The organism is Streptomyces akebiae (assembly GCF_019599145.1).
Lineage (GTDB): Bacteria > Actinomycetota > Actinomycetes > Streptomycetales > Streptomycetaceae > Streptomyces > Streptomyces akebiae.
In genome coordinates, this window is the sequence record NZ_CP080647.1 from 1524441 (window position 1) to 1542609 (window position 18169).

11 protein-coding genes are annotated in these 18169 nt (G+C 71.1%); 9 read left to right on the plus strand and 2 right to left on the minus strand.

Features of this window, described 5'->3' with window-relative positions; translation table 11 throughout:
- Nucleotides 1-42 precede the first annotated feature (42 nt).
- Together K1J60_RS06735 and K1J60_RS06740 are read left to right on the plus strand one after the other, a co-directional pair.
- Nucleotides 43-2526, plus strand: a complete 2484-nt coding sequence (locus K1J60_RS06735) for a protein kinase domain-containing protein (protein WP_220645367.1) — start codon at nucleotides 43-45, stop codon at nucleotides 2524-2526.
- 226 nt (nucleotides 2527-2752) lie between these two features.
- The gene (locus tag K1J60_RS06740; protein WP_220645368.1) at nucleotides 2753-4156 is read left to right on the plus strand and encodes a glycoside hydrolase family 16 protein; all 1404 of its coding nucleotides are present in this window, start codon (nucleotides 2753-2755) and stop codon (nucleotides 4154-4156) included.
- Between the two features lie 60 nt (nucleotides 4157-4216).
- Here K1J60_RS06740 and K1J60_RS06745 read toward each other — a convergent pair whose 3' ends face one another.
- The gene (locus tag K1J60_RS06745) at nucleotides 4217-5104 is read right to left on the minus strand and encodes a helix-turn-helix domain-containing protein (protein ID WP_220645369.1); all 888 of its coding nucleotides are present in this window, start codon (nucleotides 5102-5104) and stop codon (nucleotides 4217-4219) included.
- Nucleotides 5105-5238: 134 nt separating this feature from the next.
- Here K1J60_RS06745 and tkt point away from each other — a divergent pair, with 134 nt between their 5' ends.
- The 4 genes from tkt (at nucleotide 5239) to gnd (ending at nucleotide 10838) form a co-directional block, all read left to right on the plus strand.
- Nucleotides 5239-7308, plus strand: a complete 2070-nt coding sequence (gene tkt / locus K1J60_RS06750; protein ID WP_220645370.1) for a transketolase — start codon at nucleotides 5239-5241, stop codon at nucleotides 7306-7308.
- A 133-nt stretch (nucleotides 7309-7441) separates the two neighbouring features.
- Nucleotides 7442-8971, plus strand: coding sequence for a glucose-6-phosphate dehydrogenase (gene zwf, locus K1J60_RS06755; RefSeq protein WP_220645371.1), 1530 nt, complete (start codon nucleotides 7442-7444; stop codon nucleotides 8969-8971).
- Complete coding sequence (gene opcA / locus K1J60_RS06760; RefSeq protein WP_220645372.1) at nucleotides 8968-9909, plus strand: glucose-6-phosphate dehydrogenase assembly protein OpcA; 942 nt, start codon at nucleotides 8968-8970, stop codon at nucleotides 9907-9909. Before zwf ends, opcA begins: the two co-directional genes overlap by 4 nt.
- Nucleotides 9910-9959: 50 nt before the next feature.
- Nucleotides 9960-10838 carry a phosphogluconate dehydrogenase (NAD(+)-dependent, decarboxylating) gene (gene gnd / locus K1J60_RS06765; RefSeq protein ID WP_220651316.1) on the plus strand — a complete coding sequence of 293 codons (879 nt, stop codon included), beginning with the start codon at nucleotides 9960-9962 and terminating at the stop codon, nucleotides 10836-10838.
- Nucleotides 10839-10925: 87 nt separating this feature from the next.
- On the opposite strand, the gene K1J60_RS06770 is transcribed toward gnd, so the two are convergent.
- The gene (locus K1J60_RS06770; protein ID WP_220645373.1) at nucleotides 10926-11756 is read right to left on the minus strand and encodes a phosphotransferase enzyme family protein; all 831 of its coding nucleotides are present in this window, start codon (nucleotides 11754-11756) and stop codon (nucleotides 10926-10928) included.
- 286 nt (nucleotides 11757-12042) lie between these two features.
- Here K1J60_RS06770 and K1J60_RS06775 point away from each other — a divergent pair, with 286 nt between their 5' ends.
- The 3 genes from K1J60_RS06775 to K1J60_RS06785 all read left to right on the plus strand — a co-directional run bounded on the left by K1J60_RS06775 (nucleotide 12043) and on the right by K1J60_RS06785 (nucleotide 18168).
- Nucleotides 12043-15015, plus strand: coding sequence for a peroxidase family protein (locus K1J60_RS06775; RefSeq protein ID WP_220651317.1), 2973 nt, complete (start codon nucleotides 12043-12045; stop codon nucleotides 15013-15015).
- A 64-nt stretch (nucleotides 15016-15079) separates the two neighbouring features.
- On the plus strand, nucleotides 15080-16552 hold the full coding sequence (locus K1J60_RS06780; RefSeq protein ID WP_220645374.1) for a hypothetical protein: 1473 nt from the start codon (nucleotides 15080-15082) through the stop codon (nucleotides 16550-16552).
- Between the two features lie 140 nt (nucleotides 16553-16692).
- A complete protein-coding gene (locus tag K1J60_RS06785; protein ID WP_220645375.1) occupies nucleotides 16693-18168 on the plus strand; it encodes a pentapeptide repeat-containing protein in 1476 nt (491 codons plus the stop codon).
- Nucleotide 18169 lies beyond the last annotated feature (1 nt).

Here is an 18169-nt window from a genome sequence, read left to right on the forward strand (position 1 = left end):
GATCCGTACGGGGCTGTCGTACGGACAAGAGCGCGAGGGGACATGCCGCTGAGGGACGACGATCCCGCCGTCATAGGCGGGTACGCCCTGGAGGACCGGCTCGGCGCGGGTGGCATGGGGGTCGTCTATCGCGCTCGGTCCGCGTCGGGGCGACTGGTCGCGATCAAGCTGGTGCACGCGCATTACCGCGACGACGAGGAGTTCCGCTCCCGGTTCCGTCAGGAGGTCGCGGCGGCGCGCCGGGTGAGCGGAGCGTTCACGGCTGCCGTGGTGGACGCCGATCCGGAGGCCGCCAGGCCCTGGATGGCGACGCAGTACGTTCCGGCTCCGACGCTCTCCGATCTGGTGCGCGAGGAGGGCCCGCTGGGCGGTGTCCGGATCCGGGGCCTCGCGCTGGGGCTGGTCGAGGCGCTGCGCGACATCCATCGCGCCGGGGTCGTGCACCGGGACCTGAAGCCGGCGAACGTCCTGATGGCCGAGGACGGGCCGCGCGTCATCGACTTCGGCATCTCGCGCGCCGGGGACAACCTGCCGCTCACCGTGACCGGACGGGTGATCGGCACCCCGCCGTTCATGTCACCGGAGCAGTTGCGCTCGCCGAGGGACGTCACCGCCGCGTCGGACGTGTTCTCGCTGGGGTCGCTGCTGGTGTACGCGGCCAGCGGGCACAGCCCGTTCAAGGCCGAGAGCCCCTATCTGGCGGGCTATCAGGTCATGTTCGAGGCCCCGAAGCTGGAGGCGGTGCCCGAGCCGCTGCGGGCCATCGCCGAACGCTGCCTGGACAAGGACCCGGCGAGCCGCCCGGACCTCGCCGAACTGCACGGTTTGTTCCTGGAGTTGGCGACTTCGCCCGCCGGCGGCACCCGTGGCGCCTCGCTGACGCCGACGCCTGGGACAGAGGCGGCGTCGGGGACGCCGTCGGCGTCGGCGTCGGGGACGCGAACGGAGACCGACCGGACCGACCCCCACCGAAGGACCACCGGACGGCCCAAGTCCGACCGGAGGAACACCGGACAGGCCTACGCGGAACGACCGGACGCGGACCGAACGAACGCGGACCGAACGAACACCGGCCGGGCGGACGACACGACCGCGAACGACCGGCTGCCCGACCACCGGCCGATGGACGGCGGACCACTCGACGACGGCCCGCTGGACGGCCGACCGGCGGGCAGGCGCCGCCCCAGGCCCCGTGCCCGACGGCAGTTGCTCCTCGTCGGCCTCGGCGCCGCCCTGACCGTCTCCGCGCTGAGCGCCGCGCTGCTCCTGTACGCGGGGGCCGAGGACAGCACGACGGCGTCCGGCACCGACAGCGGCAGCGGCAGCGGCAACGGCAACGGCAACGGCAGCGGCAACGGCAACGCCGTGGGCTACCGTTCCGCGTCGCTCCCCGAGGGCTGGCGGCCGTGGCAGACACGGCTGCGGGCCGACAGCGGTCTTCCCGCCGATTACATCCCGGTCAATTACGACCAAACGGGCTGCGTGACGGACGGGACGGACCTGTACTGCGGCGGTACGGGTTTCCTCGTCGCGAAGGTGGACGCCGCCACCGGGAGAACGGGATGGCGGTACGGCCGGCTTCCGCAGACCGCCCGGCCCATCGGCGTACGGGACGGCCTGGTCTTCGTCTACGCGGAAGCCGACAGCTCCCAGCGGCGTCTGGTGGCCCTGGACACCCGGACCGGGAAGGAGCGGTGGGCCCGGCCCATCAGCACGAGCGAGACGGCGCCCCTCTTCGACCGCGGCGTGCTCACCCTCACGCCCGACCACTCCGAGGTGATCGCCTACGACGCGGCGGGCAAGGAGCTGTGGCTGACGTCCGAGCCCGCCGGGGTCAACTGCATCCCCTCGGCGCTCGGCGGCGACCCGTACGAACTGTGCTGGGAGGGTGACGACTTCCTCGACACCCAACCGTTCACACTGGTACGCCTCAATCCCGACGACGGCACCCCACGGGCACGCACCCCGCTGCCCAAGAAGTCGCTCGCCCTGGGCGCCGTCGACGGACGGCCGCTGTTCCTGAAGGCGGAGACCACCGAGGAGGTCTACCAGGCGGGGTACGAGCGCCCCTACGACGCGTTCCTGCGGGTGGACCCGGACACCGGCAAGGCCACCCGGATCCCGCTGAAGCGCGCGCTGCGCGGTGCGGCGACACTCGTGGACGGGGTCGTGTACTTCGTGCGGACCAGCGGGTCGGTCACCGCCGTGTCGGCCAGGAGCGGCAAGGTGCTGTGGGAGCGGACCACCGACATGGAGAACCTGTCCGCGCCGGTGGCGTCGGCGGCCCGTGACGAGATCTACTTCGCCAACCGGTTCGGCCGACTGCTGGCCCTGGACAGCAGGACGGGCGCCGAGGTGTGGCGCACGGACGCGCTCGACGACCCGGGGGACAACGCGACCGACACCCCGCCCGGGGTACTGCTCGTGGACGACGCGATCGTGGCGACGGCCGGGAGCATGGCGTTCTCCGTGAACCCGGACGAGCCGATGAAGGCCGGGACGTCCGTGTCCACCGTCGGGGACTGACCGGCCGTCACACCGCCGCGTGGGCGCGGACGCCCCCCGAGGCGAGGCGGTCTTCACATCGTGAACTCGGCGCTGCCGCAAGGACTTTCTCCGCTTTAACTCTTGACGCCCGCAGCGCCGGAGCGCACATTGACCGCACGCTCTTCTCTGAGAGCGCTCTCAGGACGGGACTCCACGGAGCGCTCCCCCACCCGCGTATTCACTCCGTACACCCGAAGAGGCCGCCATGAGTGAAACCCCCGGCACAACCGTCACCGGCACACCCTCGGGACGTCGCCGCCCGCTCCGGCGCGCGTTCCTCGCCGTGGCCGCCGCGCTGGCGCTGGCCACGGCCTGGGCGACGACCGCGCAGGGCGCCGCCCCCACCCCGCCCGCGGGCTGGACGCAGGTCTTCGTCGACGACTTCAACGGCACCGCCGGCACCGGCGTCAACACCTCCAACTGGCAGTACGCGACCGGCACTTCGTACCCCGGCGGCCCCGCCAACTGGGGGACGGGCGAGGTCGAGACGATGACGAACAGCACCGCCAACGTCGCTCTCGACGGCAACGGCAATCTCCGCATCACCCCGATCCGTGACGCGGCGGGACGCTGGACCTCGGGCCGGATCGAGACCAACCGCACCGACTTCCAGCCCCCGGCGGGCGGCAAGCTGCGGGTCGAGTCCCGGCTCCAGATGCCGAACGTCACCGGGACGGCCGCCGAGGGCTACTGGCCGGCGTTCTGGATGCTGGGCGCGCCCTACCGGGGCAACTACCAGAACTGGCCGAGCGTCGGCGAGCTGGACATCATGGAGAACGTGCAGGGCCGCAACCAGGTCTGGGCCACCATCCACTGCGGCACCAACCCCGGCGGCCCGTGCAACGAGACGACCGGCATCGGCAACTCCACCGCGTGCCCCAACACGACCTGCCAGTCCGGGTTCCACACGTACACCATGGAGTGGGACCGCTCGGTGACCCCGGAGACGATCCGGTTCCTCGTCGACGGCACCCAGTTCCACTCGGTCAACGCGAACCAGGTCGACGCGACCACCTGGAACAACGCCACCAACCACGGGTTCTTCATCATCCTGAACGTGGCCATGGGCGGCGCCTTCCCCGACGCGTTCGGCGGCGGCCTCGACGGCGACACCCGCTCCGGTGTCCCGATGGTCGTCGACTACGTGCAGGTGCTGTCGGCCGGCGGGGGCACGACCACTCCGCCGCCGACGGGCACCCGTGACGCGTACAGCGCCATCCAGGCCGAGTCGTACAACAGCCAGAGCGGCACCCTCACCGAGACCACGACCGACACCGGCGGCGGCCAGAACATCGGCTCCCTGGCCAACGGCGACTGGGCACTCTTCCAGAACGTGAACTTCGGCTCCACGGCCGCGACGCAGTTCGTCGCGCGCGTGGCCTCCGGCGCCAACTCGGGGGTGAGCGGCCTGGTCGAGGTCAGGCTCGACAGCCGCTCGAACGCGCCGGTCGGCAGTTTCTCGATCGCCAACACCGGGGGGTGGCAGTCCTGGCGGACGGTGCCCGCGAACATGGCCCAGGTGACCGGCACCCATGACGTCTATCTGACCTTCACCAGCGGTCAGGCGCAGGACTTCGTGAACGTGAACTGGTTCAACTTCGGCCGCTGACGGACGACTTGGGCGACGGGCGGACTCCACGACGGTGGGGTCCGCCCGTCGCCGTGCGTCTCACCGCATCTCCGCCCGGAACGCCACCGGTGTGGTCCCGGCGTGCAGTTGGAAGAACTTGGAGAAGTTCGCCGCGTCGGGGAAGCCGACGGCGACGCCCACGCGGCCGATCGGGAGGTCCGTGTGGGCCAGCAGCCGCTTCGCCTCAAGGACGACCCGCTTGTCGATGAAGCCCTTCGGGGTCTCGCCGGTCGCCGCGCGGACCGCGCGGACGAGGGTGCGGCGCGAGTAGCCGAGGGCGTCGGCGTAGGCGCTGACACTGTGATTGGCGGCGAAGTCCCTTTCGACGGCGTCCCGGAAGCGGGTGAAGGTGGTGTCGTCGAGCCTGTGCCCCTCCTCCGTCGAACCGGTGGCGAGATGGGCGAGGCGCAGGAGGAAGGCCGTCAGGGAGTGCCGCAGGACGGCGGTGTGGAGGCCGGGCGGCAGGGTGGCGGTGTCGACGTACTCGCGTTCGAGCTGGGCCGACGAGGCGCGTAGGCCCGCGAGTTGGGCCGCGTCCGGGCGGAGCAGCGGCGGCAGGTCGTAGCGGTAGAGGCCGGTCGACTCGACGGTGGCGCGGGGCAGGAAGCCCGGTTGCATGGTGAGGACGGTCCCGCGGTACTCGGTGGCGGGTGAGAAGCGATGCACCTGCCCCGGCCGTATCCACAGCAGTTCGCCCGCGCCCACCTCGTACTCGGTGAAGTCGACCATGTGGCGCACCGGGCCGCCGTCGAACAGCATCACCACGTGGAAGTCGATGCGGTGGACCCCTTCCAGGGGTATGTCCGTGTGCCAGGGGCGTCGGCCGTCCATCGGGCCGATCCGCATGCCGACGCCGGAGAGGCCGCGGTCGACGGGGAACGGGAAGGTCTTGATCCGGTCACCGTCGGGGAAGTCTCTGTCCGTCATGTCCTCGCCGTCGCGTCGTCGGTGTCCCAGTTTCACCGAAGGCTGGCACACCGCCACCTCGCCCAACAAAAGTCAGACTTTTACTTTTGAAGACGCCAGAGCAATTCCGCCGTCTCATCGAGGACTTCTTGAAGATGAACTGGACAGAACTCGACCGGCGCGCCGTCGACACCGCCCGCCTGCTGGCCGCCGACGCCGTGCAGAAGGTCGGCAACGGGCACCCTGGTACGGCGATGAGCCTCGCGCCCGCCGCGTACACGCTCTTTCAGAAGGTGATGCGTCACGATCCCGCCGACCCCGAGTGGACCGGCCGTGACCGCTTCGTCCTCTCCCCCGGCCACACCTCACTGACCCTCTACACCCAGCTGTACCTGGCCGGGTACGAGCTGGAACTGGACGACCTCAAGGCGTTCCGGACGCACGGCTCGAAGACGCCGGGTCATCCGGAGTACGGACACACCGCCGGGGTCGAGACCACCACGGGTCCGCTGGGTCAGGGGGTCGCCAACGCCGTGGGCATGGCGATGGCCGCCCGCTACGAGCGCGGTCTGTTCGACCCGGACGCTCCCGAGGGGACCTCCCCGTTCGACCACACCGTCTGGACGATCGCCTCCGACGGCGACCTGGAGGAGGGCATCTCCGCCGAGGCCTCCTCGCTGGCGGGCCATCAGAAGCTGGGCAACCTGGTCCTCCTGTACGACGACAACCACATCTCCATCGAGGGCGACACGGCCACGGCGTTCTCCGAGGACGTGCTGAAGCGGTACGAGGCGTACGGCTGGCACGTCCAGCGGATCGAGCCGGCGTTCAACGGCAACGTCGACGTGCACGCCCTGTACGACGCGCTGCGGGCCGCGCAGGACGAGACCGGACGGCCCTCGATCATCGCGATGCGCACGATCATCGCCTGGCCGGCCCCGGGCGCCCAGAACACCGAGGCCTCGCACGGCTCGGCGCTCGGCGCGGACGAGGTCGCGGCCACCAAGCGGGTCCTCGGCTTCGACGCGGCCAAGAGTTTCGACGTCGCCGAGGACGTGCTCGCCCACACCCGCCGCGCCCTCGACCGGGGCGCGGAGGCACACGCCGCCTGGGACAAGCGGATCGCCGAGTGGCGTGCCGCCTCCCCCGAACGGGCCCGGCTCTTCGACCGGGTGGTCGCGGGCCGGTTGCCCGAGGGCTGGGAGCGGGCGCTGCCCGCCTTCGAGGAGGGCACGTCCGTGGCGACCCGGGCCGCGTCCGGCAAGGTGCTCCAGGCGCTGGGCGCGGTGATCCCCGAGCTGTGGGGCGGCTCCGCCGACCTCGCCGGGTCGAACAACACCACCATCGACAAGACGTCCTCCTTCCTCCCGGCGGGCAACCCGCTCCCGGAGGCCGACCCCTACGGCCGCACGATCCACTTCGGCATCCGTGAGCACTCCATGGCCGCGGAGATGAACGGCATCGCGCTGCACGGCAACACCCGTATCTACGGCGGCACGTTCCTGGTGTTCTCCGACTACATGCGCAACGCCGTGCGGCTGTCGGCCCTGATGCAGCTCCCGGTGACGTACGTGTGGACGCACGACTCCATCGGTCTGGGCGAGGACGGCCCCACCCACCAGCCGGTCGAGCACCTCGCCTCGCTGCGCGCGATCCCCGGCCTGAACGTGGTCCGCCCGGCCGACGCCAACGAGACGGCGATCGCCTGGGCCGAGATCATGAAGCGGCACACCACGAACCCGGCCCCGCACGGACTGGCCCTCACCCGCCAGGGCGTGCCGACCTACGCCCCCGACTCCGGTGCGGCGAAGGGCGGTTACGTACGGGTGGAGGCTTCGACCGCGACGCCGGAGGTGATCCTGATAGCCACCGGCTCCGAGGTGCAGCTGGCCGTCGCCGCGCGGGAGCGGCTGGAGGCCGAGGGGGTCGGCACCCGGGTGGTGTCGATGCCGTCGGTGGAGTGGTTCGAGGAACAGCCGCGCGAATACCGCGAGAGCGTGCTGCCGCCGTCCGTGCGGGCCCGCGTGGCGGTCGAGGCGGGGATCGGTCTGACCTGGTACCGGTACGTCGGTGACCACGGCCGCATCGTCTCCCTCGAACACTTCGGCGCCTCCGCCGACGCGAAGACCCTGTTCGCCGAGTACGGCTTCACCGCCGAGAACGTCGTCTCCGCGGCGAGGGCCGCACTCGCCGGCACGACTCGGCCCGACGCCGTGCGCGGCTGACGCGCGCCCCTGAAGGAAGATGATCACTGTGACCACCGAAGCGCCCGTGGCGACCACCGACGGCCGCCCGAACACCGCGGTGAGCAAGTCCTCGAACAGGCAAGTCCTTGAACAGCAAGGGAGTTGATGGGCAATGACCGCCGAGTGGCTCAACCCGCTCCGGGACGCGGGCGATCGTCGGCTCCCGAAGATCGCGGGCCCGTCCGGGCTCGTCATCTTCGGGGTGACCGGTGACCTGTCCCGCAAGAAGCTGATGCCGGCCGTGTACGACCTGGCCAACCGGGGTCTGCTGCCGCCGGGCTTCTCGCTGGTGGGGTTCGCCCGCCGGGACTGGGAGGACGAGGACTTCGCGCAGATCGTGCACGACGCGGTGCGTGAACACGCCCGCACCGAGTTCCGCGAGGAGGTCTGGCAGCAACTCGCCGAGGGAATGCGCTTCATCCCGGGCGACTTCGGTGACGACGAGGCGTTCAAGCGGCTCCGCGAGGCCGTGGAGGAGCTGGACGGCTCCCGGGGCACGGGCGGCAACTTCGCCTTCTATCTCTCCGTGCCGCCGAGCATGTTCCCGAAGGTCGTCAAGCAGCTCAAGAAGCACGGCCTGGCCAGTCCGCCCGAGGGCTCCTGGCGGCGCGCGGTCATCGAGAAGCCGTTCGGCCACGACCTGGCCAGCGCCCGCGAGCTGAACGCGGTGCTGCACGAGGTGTTCGACCCCGAGCAGGTCTTCCGCATCGACCACTACCTCGGCAAGGAGACCGTCCAGAACATCCTGGCGCTCCGCTTCGCCAACCAGATGTACGAGCCCATCTGGAACCGGAGTTACGTCGACCACGTACAGATCACCATGGCCGAGGACATCGGCATCGGCGGTCGCGCCGGGTACTACGACGGCATCGGCTCGGCCCGTGACGTCATCCAGAACCATCTGCTGCAGTTGCTGGCCCTGACCGCCATGGAGGAACCGGCGGCCTTCGACGCCGAGTCGCTGCTGACCGAGAAGCTGAAGGCGCTCAAGGCCGTACGGCTGCCCGAGGACCTGGGCCGGCACACCGTCCGCGGCCAGTACGCGGGCGGCTGGCAGGGCGGTGAGCAGGTGGTCGGCTATCTGGAGGAGGAGGGCATCGACCCGTCCTCCACCACGGACACCTACGCGGCGGTCAAGCTGGGCATCGACAACCGCCGTTGGGCCGGGGTCCCCTTCTATCTGCGCACCGGCAAGCGGCTCGGCCGCCGGGTCACCGAGATCGCGGTCGTCTTCCAGCGCGCCCCGCACTCCCCGTTCGACTCCACGGCCACCGAGGAGCTCGGGCAGAACGCGATCGTCATCCGCGTCCAGCCGGACGAGGGGATGACCGTGCGCTTCGGTTCGAAGGTGCCGGGTACCTCGATGGAGATCCGGGACGTCACGATGGACTTCGCGTACGGCGAGTCGTTCACGGAGTCCAGCCCGGAGGCGTACGAACGGCTGATCCTTGATGTGCTGCTCGGCGACGCCAACCTCTTCCCCCGCCACCAGGAGGTGGAGGAGTCCTGGAAGATCCTCGACCCGATCGAGGAGTACTGGGCCAAGCACGGCAGGCCCGCGCAGTACGCCTCGGGCGGTTGGGGGCCCGCGGAAGCGGACGAGATGCTCGCACAAGACGGACGGAGCTGGCGCAGGCCATGAAGATCGACCTGACTGACACCACGGCAAGCAAGATCAACAAGGCCCTGGTGCAGGGCCGCCGGGCCATCGGCACGCCCGCCGTGGGCATGGTCCTCACGATGGTGATCGTGACGGACGAGGAGAACGCGTACGACTCGATCAAGGCCGCCGAGGAGGCTTCGCACGAGCACCCCTCGCGCACCCTGGTCGTCATCAAGCGGCACGCCCGCACCCCGAAGGACCGCACCAAGTCGCACCTGGACGCCGAGGTACGGGTCGGCGCCGACGCGGGCACCGGCGAGACGGTCGTGCTGCGGACCTACGGCGAGGTGTCCGACCACGCCGACTCCGTGGTCCTGCCGCTGCTGCTGCCGGACGCGCCGGTGGTGGTGTGGTGGCCGGTGGACGCGCCGCGGAACCCGGCGAAGGACCCGCTGGGCGCACTCGCCCAGCGCCGGATCACCGACATGTACGCCGTGGAGACCCCCCTCGCCGCGCTCGAGCAGCGGGTCTCGTCGTACACCCCCGGCGACACCGATCTCGCCTGGACGCGGCTCACGCCGTGGCGCTCCATGCTGGCGGCCGCCCTCGACCAGGCCAAGGAGACCATCACCTCGGCCGCCGTGGAGAGCGAGGCGGACAACCCCAGCGCCGAGCTGCTGGCCCGCTGGCTGGAGGCCCGTCTGGGCGTGTCCGTCGAGCGCGTCCTGACCGCCGGACCGGTGGTCACCGGTGTGCGGCTCGGCACCGCGAAGGGCGAGGTCGTCATCGACCGCCCCGAGGGCCCGCTCGCCACGCTCACCCTGCCCGGCCAGCCGTCCCGCACCCTCGCCCTGAAGGTGCGCGCCACCTCCGAGCTGATCGCCGAGGAGCTGCGCCGCCTCGACGCCGACGAGATGTACGCCGTCGCCCTGCGCGGCGGAGGGGGCGACGGGCAGACCGCCGCCGACGACGACTGACACGCCTCCGCTCGACTCCCTCATGGAACAGGTGAACTGACATGGCAACGATGCAGCTGGGTCTCATCGGCCTCGGCAAGATGGGCGGCAACATGCGCGAGCGGATCCGCCGCGCCGGCCACACCGTCGTCGGCTACGACCGCAACCCCGAGGTCTCCGACGTGGGCAGCCTCGCCGAACTGGTCGAGCGCCTCGACGGTCCGCGCACGGTGTGGGTGATGGTCCCGGCCGGCGCCGCCACCCAGTCCGTCGTCGACGAGCTGGCGGAGCTGCTGTCGCCGGGCGACACCGTCGTCGACGGCGGCAACTCCCGTTGGACGGACGACGAGAAGCACGCCGCCGAACTGGGCGCCAAGGGCATCGGGTTCGTCGACGCGGGTGTCTCCGGCGGCGTGTGGGGGCTCCAGAACGGCTACGCCCTCATGGTCGGCGGCGACGCGGAGCACGTGGAGCGGCTCCAGCCGATCTTCGAGGCCCTCAAGCCGGAGGGGCCGTACGGCTACGTCCACGCCGGCAAGGTCGGCGCCGGCCACTTCTCCAAGATGGTCCACAACGGCATCGAGTACGCCATGATGCAGGCGTACGCCGAGGGTTGGGAGCTGCTGGAGAAGGTCGACTCGGTGACGAGCGTGCGTGAGGTCTTCCGCTCCTGGCAGGAGGGGACCGTGATCCGCTCGTGGCTGCTGGACCTCGCCGTCAACGCGCTCGACGAGGACGAACACCTGCAGAAGCTGCGCGGGTACGCCGAGGACTCCGGTGAGGGCCGGTGGACCGTCGAGGCCGCCATCGACCACGCGGTGCCGCTGCCGGCGATCACCGCGTCGCTGTTCACCCGGTTCGCCTCGCGTCAGGACGACTCGCCCCAGATGAAGATGATCGCCGCGCTGCGCAACCAGTTCGGCGGGCACGCGGTCGAGGCGAAGCAGTAACCGGTCCGGCTTCGGTGAGTGGGTGTGCGAGGAGCGTCGTGGCCGGTCGCGCGGTTTCCCCCGCGCCTCGTCGGGGGCGCGGGCCCCTCAGGACAGCAGGGCGGTACTGAAGGCCTGCTTGTGGGTCCTCAGCCAGGTCCGGATGCGGTCCCAGCGGGCCCAGCCGCCGCGCTCCGCGAGGACCCGACGGTAGACGGGGTCGCCCTCGGCCACGCGTGCGGCCACGAAGGCCCGGCAGGCCTCCGTGGCCTGTTCGACGACGTCGGGCAGCACGGCGCGGTCGGGCGCGGAGAGGCCGTAGCCGTCGGCGAGGAGGCGTAGGCGCCGGGGCGCGTCCAGGGGGCCGTCCGGGTAGAGGGCGGCCGCCGATTCGGGGTCGAGCAGGGGGACCCAGTAGCGGGCCGCCATGGCCACGTCCCAGACGGGTCTGCCCGGTGCGGCCAGGTCGAAGTCGATCAGGGCGGCGGCACGGCCGTCACGGAAGACGACGTTGTCGGGACAGACGTCGTTGTGGCAGAGGATCGGCCCGCCCTCGGGGTCGGACAGCTCCCGGGGCCACCCGACGCCGGTGTCGACCGGGATGTCCGCGCTCGTCGCGTGCAGGTCGCGGAGCAGACGCCCCACCGATGTCAGGGCCGTCTCCGTCAGCGCCCAGGCCGGGAACGGCGGCAGTGCCACGTCGCCCGGGACGAAGGTCAGCTGCTCGCGGCCGTCCGGTGTGCGGCCGACGGGCAACGGCGCCCCCGTGAATCCGCGTCGGCGCAGGGCGTGCAGGTACGCGTGGAGGGCGGGCGCGGTGTGCGGCGCCGGGCGGTCCACGAGGGAGCCCCGCCGGACGACCGCGCCCGCGTTCACCGTGCCGCCGGGCAGCACGTCGCCGCCGTCCGGTGAGCCCGGCGCCCCACCGTCCTTCGTCATGGGGATCACGCTACCCGCTGCTCCCGGGCCCCCCGTAGGCCCGGTGCACCGCCCTCGCCGGGCGGAATGCGGCGTTCACCCGCATTATTGTCAGATGTGTACATGGCGTGAACTGTCGCTGTGGCCGGAACCCCGCCGCCGGTAGCGTGCGGCCCCTGTCCCGTATGCACTGCGCTCGCATTGCCTACGTCTTCCCACGCATCCATACGCCTCCGTACGCATCCATTCGCCTCCGTACGCATCCGTACGCGTCCGCACGAAGGAGACGCCGATGGCCGAGACGCCGATGGCCGAGACCGGGCAGCACGATCAGCGGTACGAGCGCTACGACGGGGGCAGCCCCGAGGCCGAGCGGCTCGTGTTCGAGCGGTTGGCCCGGGAGCTGATGGAGGTCCAGGTCCGAAACCGGCGGGCCGGGGGCGGCGGGATCGCCCGGGCCTTCCACGCGAAGGCGCCCTTGGGGGTGGAGAACGCGCGGCTGCGGTTCCACGACGATCTGCCGGCGGCGTTGCGGACCGGTTTCGCGCAGCCGGGCGCCGACTATCCGGCGGTGGTCCGGCTGTCCAACGCGAGCGGGATACGGCAGGGGGACGGGTCGCCGGACCTGCGGGGCGCGGCGGTGCGGGTGCGGGTGGCGGAGGGCGTGAGCCATGACCTGCTGGCGACCAGCTTCCCGGTGTCGCACGCGAGCGACGCCCGGGAGTTCGTGGCGTTCGCCAAGGCCATGGCGGGGGCCCGCGGTCCGCTGCGGAAGGCGTGGGCGCTGTTCGTGAAGCTGCCGTTGGCGGTGGGGCTGAGGACGGCCGCACGGATGCGGCGCAATGTGACGGCGGCCACCCGACGGCAGGTCGACTCCCTTGCCACCGAGACCTATTGGAGCCGTGGGGCCATCCTGTGGGGCGAGGCCGGGCCGGTGCGGTACCTGTTGCGGCCCGCGCCCGGTACACCGGCGGCGGCAGCGCCCGACCGCCGGGACCCGGACTTTCTGCACCGCGAGCTGGCGCGGCGGCTCCGGCAGGCGGACGTGGCGTTCGATCTGTGCGTGCAGCGGTACGTGGACGAGCGGCGCACACCGGTCGAGGACGCGGCGGTGGAGTGGAAGGACGCGGTGGCGCCGGCGGTGCCGATCGCCCGGCTCACCATCCCCGCACAGGAGTTGGACGGGGCCGAGGCGCGGGCGGCGGCGCGGCGGATCGAGGACCTGACCTTCAACCCCTGGTACACGACCGATGATTTCCGGCCATTGGGCCATATCAACCGCGCCCGGAAGGCGGCGTACCGGGCGAGTGGCGCTCACCGTCTCGGAGAGCGCTTCGTCACCGCGGAACCCTTGCGCAACAGGCTGCTCGGCCGTCTCGTGGGCCCCGCCCTCGGCCTGTTGAACCGGGTCGTGCCGTGGCACCGGCTGCCGTTGTCCCTGAGTCTGCTGAACCTGGTGTTCCTGAGGAAGGTGCTGCGCCGGCTGAACCTGATCGACGCCGAGGTCCGCGAGGCCCCGCCGAAGGCCCAGCCCGTGCCGGAGCCGGTCCCGGAACGGCTGCGCACGGAGCGGTCGTACGACGGGACGTACAACGATCTGTCGGAGCCGACGATGGGCGCGGTGGGTGCCGCCTTCGGGCGGAACCTGCGGCCGGACTACCGGCCGGACACCTTCGACACACCGAACCCGGTGACGGTCAGCAGGCAGTTGCTGCACCGGGAGAGCTTCGTGCCGGCGACCTCGCTCAACGTGCTGGCGGCGGCGTGGATCCAGTTCCAGGTGCACGACTGGGTGAACCACCGGCGGTACAAGACCGGTGACCGCAGTGTGGAGGTGCCGCTGCCGCCAGGCTTCGACGGGACCTGGCAGAACGTGCCGGGCGGGCCGACCGAGCGGGTGATGCGGTTCGCCGAGAACGAGGGCGTGGAGGTGCCCGGCCGCCCGCCGATCCTGTTCGCCAACTCCGCCTCGCACTGGTGGGACGGCTCCGAGGTGTACGGGGAGAACGAGCGGACCGCGCGGTCCCTGCGGGAGCCGGACGGGGGCGCGCGACTCCGCCTGGAGGACGGCCATCTGCCGGGCGGGGCGAACGGCATCCCGCTCACCGGCTTCAACGAGAGCTGGTGGATGGGGCTCAGCGCCATGCACACCCTGTTCGCGCGGGAGCACAACGCGGTCTGCGACGCGCTGCGGGCGGAGTATCCGTCGATGAGCGAGGAGAAGGTCTACCAGACGGCCCGGCTCGTGGTGTCCGCGCTGATCGCGAAGATCCACACCGTGGAGTGGACGCCGGCGATCCTGGCCACCGAGGCGATCGACGTCGCGCTGCGCACCAACTGGTCGGGCCCGCCGAAGAACTGGCTCAACCAGCTGGGCCTGTGGCTGTTCGAGGCGCACTCGCTGACCGGCATTCCGAAGACGCTGCCGGACCACCACACGGCGCCGTACTCGCTGACGGAGGACTTCACCACCGTCTACCGCATGCATCCGCTGATCCCGGACGACTTCGAGCTGCGGGAGCACCAGTTCGGGCGGCTGCTGGAGACGGTGGGCTTCCTCGACATCCAGGGCGGGGCGGCCGAGGCGCGGATCCGCAAGACGGGACTCGCGAACGCGCTGTACTCGTTCGGCATCGCCCACCCCGGCGCGATCACCCTGCACAACTTCCCGCGCTCGCTCCAGCGCTTCGAGCGTGACGGGGAGATCATCGACCTGTCGGTCGTCGACCTGGTCCGCACGCGCAGGCGTGGGGTGCCGCGCTACAACGACTTCAGGGCGGGGCTGCACCGGGGGCGGATCCGTTCCTTCGAGGAGCTGACCGAGAACCCCGGGACGCTGGCCCGGCTCAAGGACGTCTACCGGGACGTCGACGAGATCGACACCGTGGTCGGGCTGTTCGCGGAGAACCCGCCGGAGGGCTTCGGCTTCAGCGACACCGCCTTCCGGATCTTCGTCCTGATGGCCAGCCGACGGCTGCAGAGCGACCGGTTCCTGACGGTCGACTACCGGCCGGAGGTCTACACACCGCTCGGCATCGACTGGGTCGAGAAGGGCGGCATGAACACGGTGCTCCAGCGCCACTGCCCTGAGCTGTCACCTCTCCTGCCCCGCGACGCGAGTGCCTTCGCACCGTGGCGGACGGTGCCCACGACGGGCAACACCGGTACGGGCACCACCGGTGCGAGCGACACCGGTACTGGCGACTCCGGTACGGGCACCACCGGTGCGAGCAACGGCGGTACGAGCGACGGCGGTACGAGCGACGGCGGTTCACCATGACGCCGTGACACACGACCCGGGGTCGCGAGGCGCCCGGGTCCGAACCACAACGGGGGAAACACGCATGACGTTCACCGACAACCACTCCGAGCTGCCCGGAACCCCAGAGCTGTCCGCGCTCCCCGGGGCGGGCGAACAGCTCGCGGTCCAGGACCAGCCCGGCACGACCGCGGGCACCACCCACCCGGGGCTCGCCGACCTCTTCGACCGTCCACTGCTGCGGACCGTGTGGCGCCGCCGCACCCACCGCGTGAGCCGGGGGGCGAAGGTGTCCGCCGGGACCATGACCTACACCTCCCGCAACGCACCGCAGCCCCTGAGCGAGCTGGAGGAGGCGGTGCTGATCGCGATCACCGGTACCACCGGCCTCACCATGCCCGACCGGCCCTTCGAGGACCCGGACGACGGCACCCCCATCATGTCCAAGCCCAACCTGACGATGGCGGGCCGCACCGCGGGCAGCCCGGACAACGCACAGGGCACCCACTTCTTCCTCGTCAACGACTCGGGCACCTACTTCCTGCGCAGGCTCGAACCGGCACCGCAGGAACCGTTCGACGCCGCGACGCTGGTGGCGCGGGCGCGCGAGGCCAAGGTGAAGGTCCTGGACCACCGCCTCGACGTGGCACCGGACAAGCGGGACTTCCCGGCGTACCTGGACTCCAACCGCTTCCTGTCCAACCTGCCCGGAACGACGCTGCTGTTCCCGGTGGTCGACCTCTCCCATCAGTATGTGAACGCGCTGATGTATCTGCTCACCCAGCCGGACGGGGCCCGTCCGACCCTCGTGGACGACCGGAACTTCTACCGTGCCGCCGGGGTGCGGAAATGGGTGCGGAACGGGTTCCTCAACGGGGACCTGAAGCTGCCGCTCGGCGCCCTCGGACCCATGCGCACCCAGATCGAGGCGGACCTGCTGCTGCAGAACCTGATGCTCACGGCCGAGGCGATGGGCCTGGGCGCCTGGATCCACGCCACCATCAATCCGCAGATCGCCCTCGGGGACCCGAAGTTCTCCCGGGCGTACGGCAGGATGCTGGGCTTCGACTTCGTCACCCCGCGCTGGCGGCCGGCCGACATCTGGCGCTGGCACATCCCCCTGCCGAAGTACGCGAAGGTGCGCTCGCACCCGGTCCGGCTCCCCTCCCCCGACGGCGGCGCACCGCTGATCGCCGCCGCGTGCCCGCCCGTGTTCGGCAGCATGTCGGAGGCGGTGGACACGATCATCCGGGAGAAGTTCGGCCGCGGCGGCGTCTACACCGACCGGGACGTCTTCGCCCGTATCTACCGGGAGGACTACGGGCAGCGCTATCTCACCGAGGCCAGTGAGTACGAGGAGCGGGTGGTCGACTGCGCCCGGGACATCTGCGAGTACATCCTCCGCACGCACGGCCGCTTCCCGGCCCACACGGACGCGATCCACGTCCCGGGCGTGTGGCTCCAGGTCCACCACGTGGAGAACGAGTACTACGAGCGGTTCTTCACGAACGGCCTCACGGACGCACACCGGGCGCACGCCGGGGCGTGGGGGCACTAGGGCCCCAGGGGCAACGCTGGAGGCGGTGCCGGACGGAGGCAGGGGATGTCAGCCGGGTTCCGGCCGTAACGTGCGGCCGGAACGTGCGGCCGGAACCCGGTAGTTGACAGGTACAAGGGTCGCGGGTGAGATTCCCGTTGATGATGATCAACGATCTGACGGCGGCCGAGCGGCGGGTGTGGGACGCCTTTCCGCTCGGCGCGGCGGTGGACTTCGGGGCAGCGGACCGCACGACCGTCGAGGACGGCGCCACCGCGGACGGCGCCGGATGGGGTCCGGAACGGACCGTCCGAGCCCGGGTGCTGCGGGCGTTGCTGCTGACCGCTCCCCAGGAGGAGGGCGAGGTCGCCGCCCTCAAGATCGAGGGCGCCCGGATCACCGGCCGGCTGGAGCTGAAGTACGCGACGGTGGAGAGTGTCGTCCGGCTGAGTGGCTGTCACTTCGACGAGGTTCCCGACTTTTCGGGCGCGCACTTCAACTACCTGAACCTGTCCAAGTCCGTGCTGCCCGGCCTGCGTTCGGCGCGAGCGCGGGTCGACGGCGGGCTGCGGCTGACGGAGTGCCGGTTCCGGGGGCCGGTGCAGCTCACCGGTGCGCAGATCTCCGGGACGCTGTTCATGGAACGCGCCGAGTTCACCGCGTCGGACGGGGCGGCCGCGCTGCGGCTCAACCAGGCGGAGATCGGGGAGGAGTTGTGCGCTCCCGGGCTGCGCGCGGACGGTGAGGTCCGGCTCGGCGGCGCCCATGTCGCCGGCAAGGTCGACCTGCGACGCGCCCGGCTGCACCGGCCCGATGGCATCGCCCTCGGCGCGGAGACCCTCGCCACCGAGTCCGATGTCGTCCTGCGGCACGCGGACGTACGCGGGCGGGTCGAGCTGCGCGGGGCACGCGTGGGCGGCTGGCTGGAGCTGTCCTACGCACGGTTGTCGAACCCCGGCGGTACGGCGCTGCGGGTGAGCAGCAGTGTCATCAGCGAACTCTGGCTGCGCGAGGGCCCGCCGGTGGAAGGGGTCCTGAATCTGCGCCGCGCCCAGATAGAGGTGCTGTTCGTGGAGCCGGACAAGCTGCCGGACCAGGTCCTGGTGAACAGCCTCGCCTACACCTCCCTGATCCCGCACGTGCCCGCCGAGCGGCGACTGCCGATGCTGGAGCGGGACGGGGAGGGCTATCTGCCCTACTCCTACGAGCAGTTGACCGCCGCCTACCGCAGGATCGGTGACGACGACGCCGCCCGGCGTGTCCAGCTCGCCAAGCAGCGCCGGCATCGCGCCACGCTCCGCTGGCACGGGCGGCTCTGGGGGTACGCCCAGGACGCCACCGTCGGCTACGGCTTCCGTCCGCTGCGCGCGGCGATCTGGCTGCTGTCGCTGATGGCGGTGGGCTCGGTGGCGTACACGGTGCGAGCGCCCAGCCCGCTCAAGGCTGACGAGGCCCCGGTGTTCAACCCGGTCGTCTACACCCTCGATCTGCTCCTCCCGATCATCGACTTCGGTCAGGAACGGGCCTACGCGCCCGAGGGCTGGTCGCAGTGGCTGTCGTACGTCCTCGTCATCACCGGCTGGATCCTGGCGACGACGGTCGTCACGGGCGTGACCCGCACCGTCAGCCGCCAGTAGC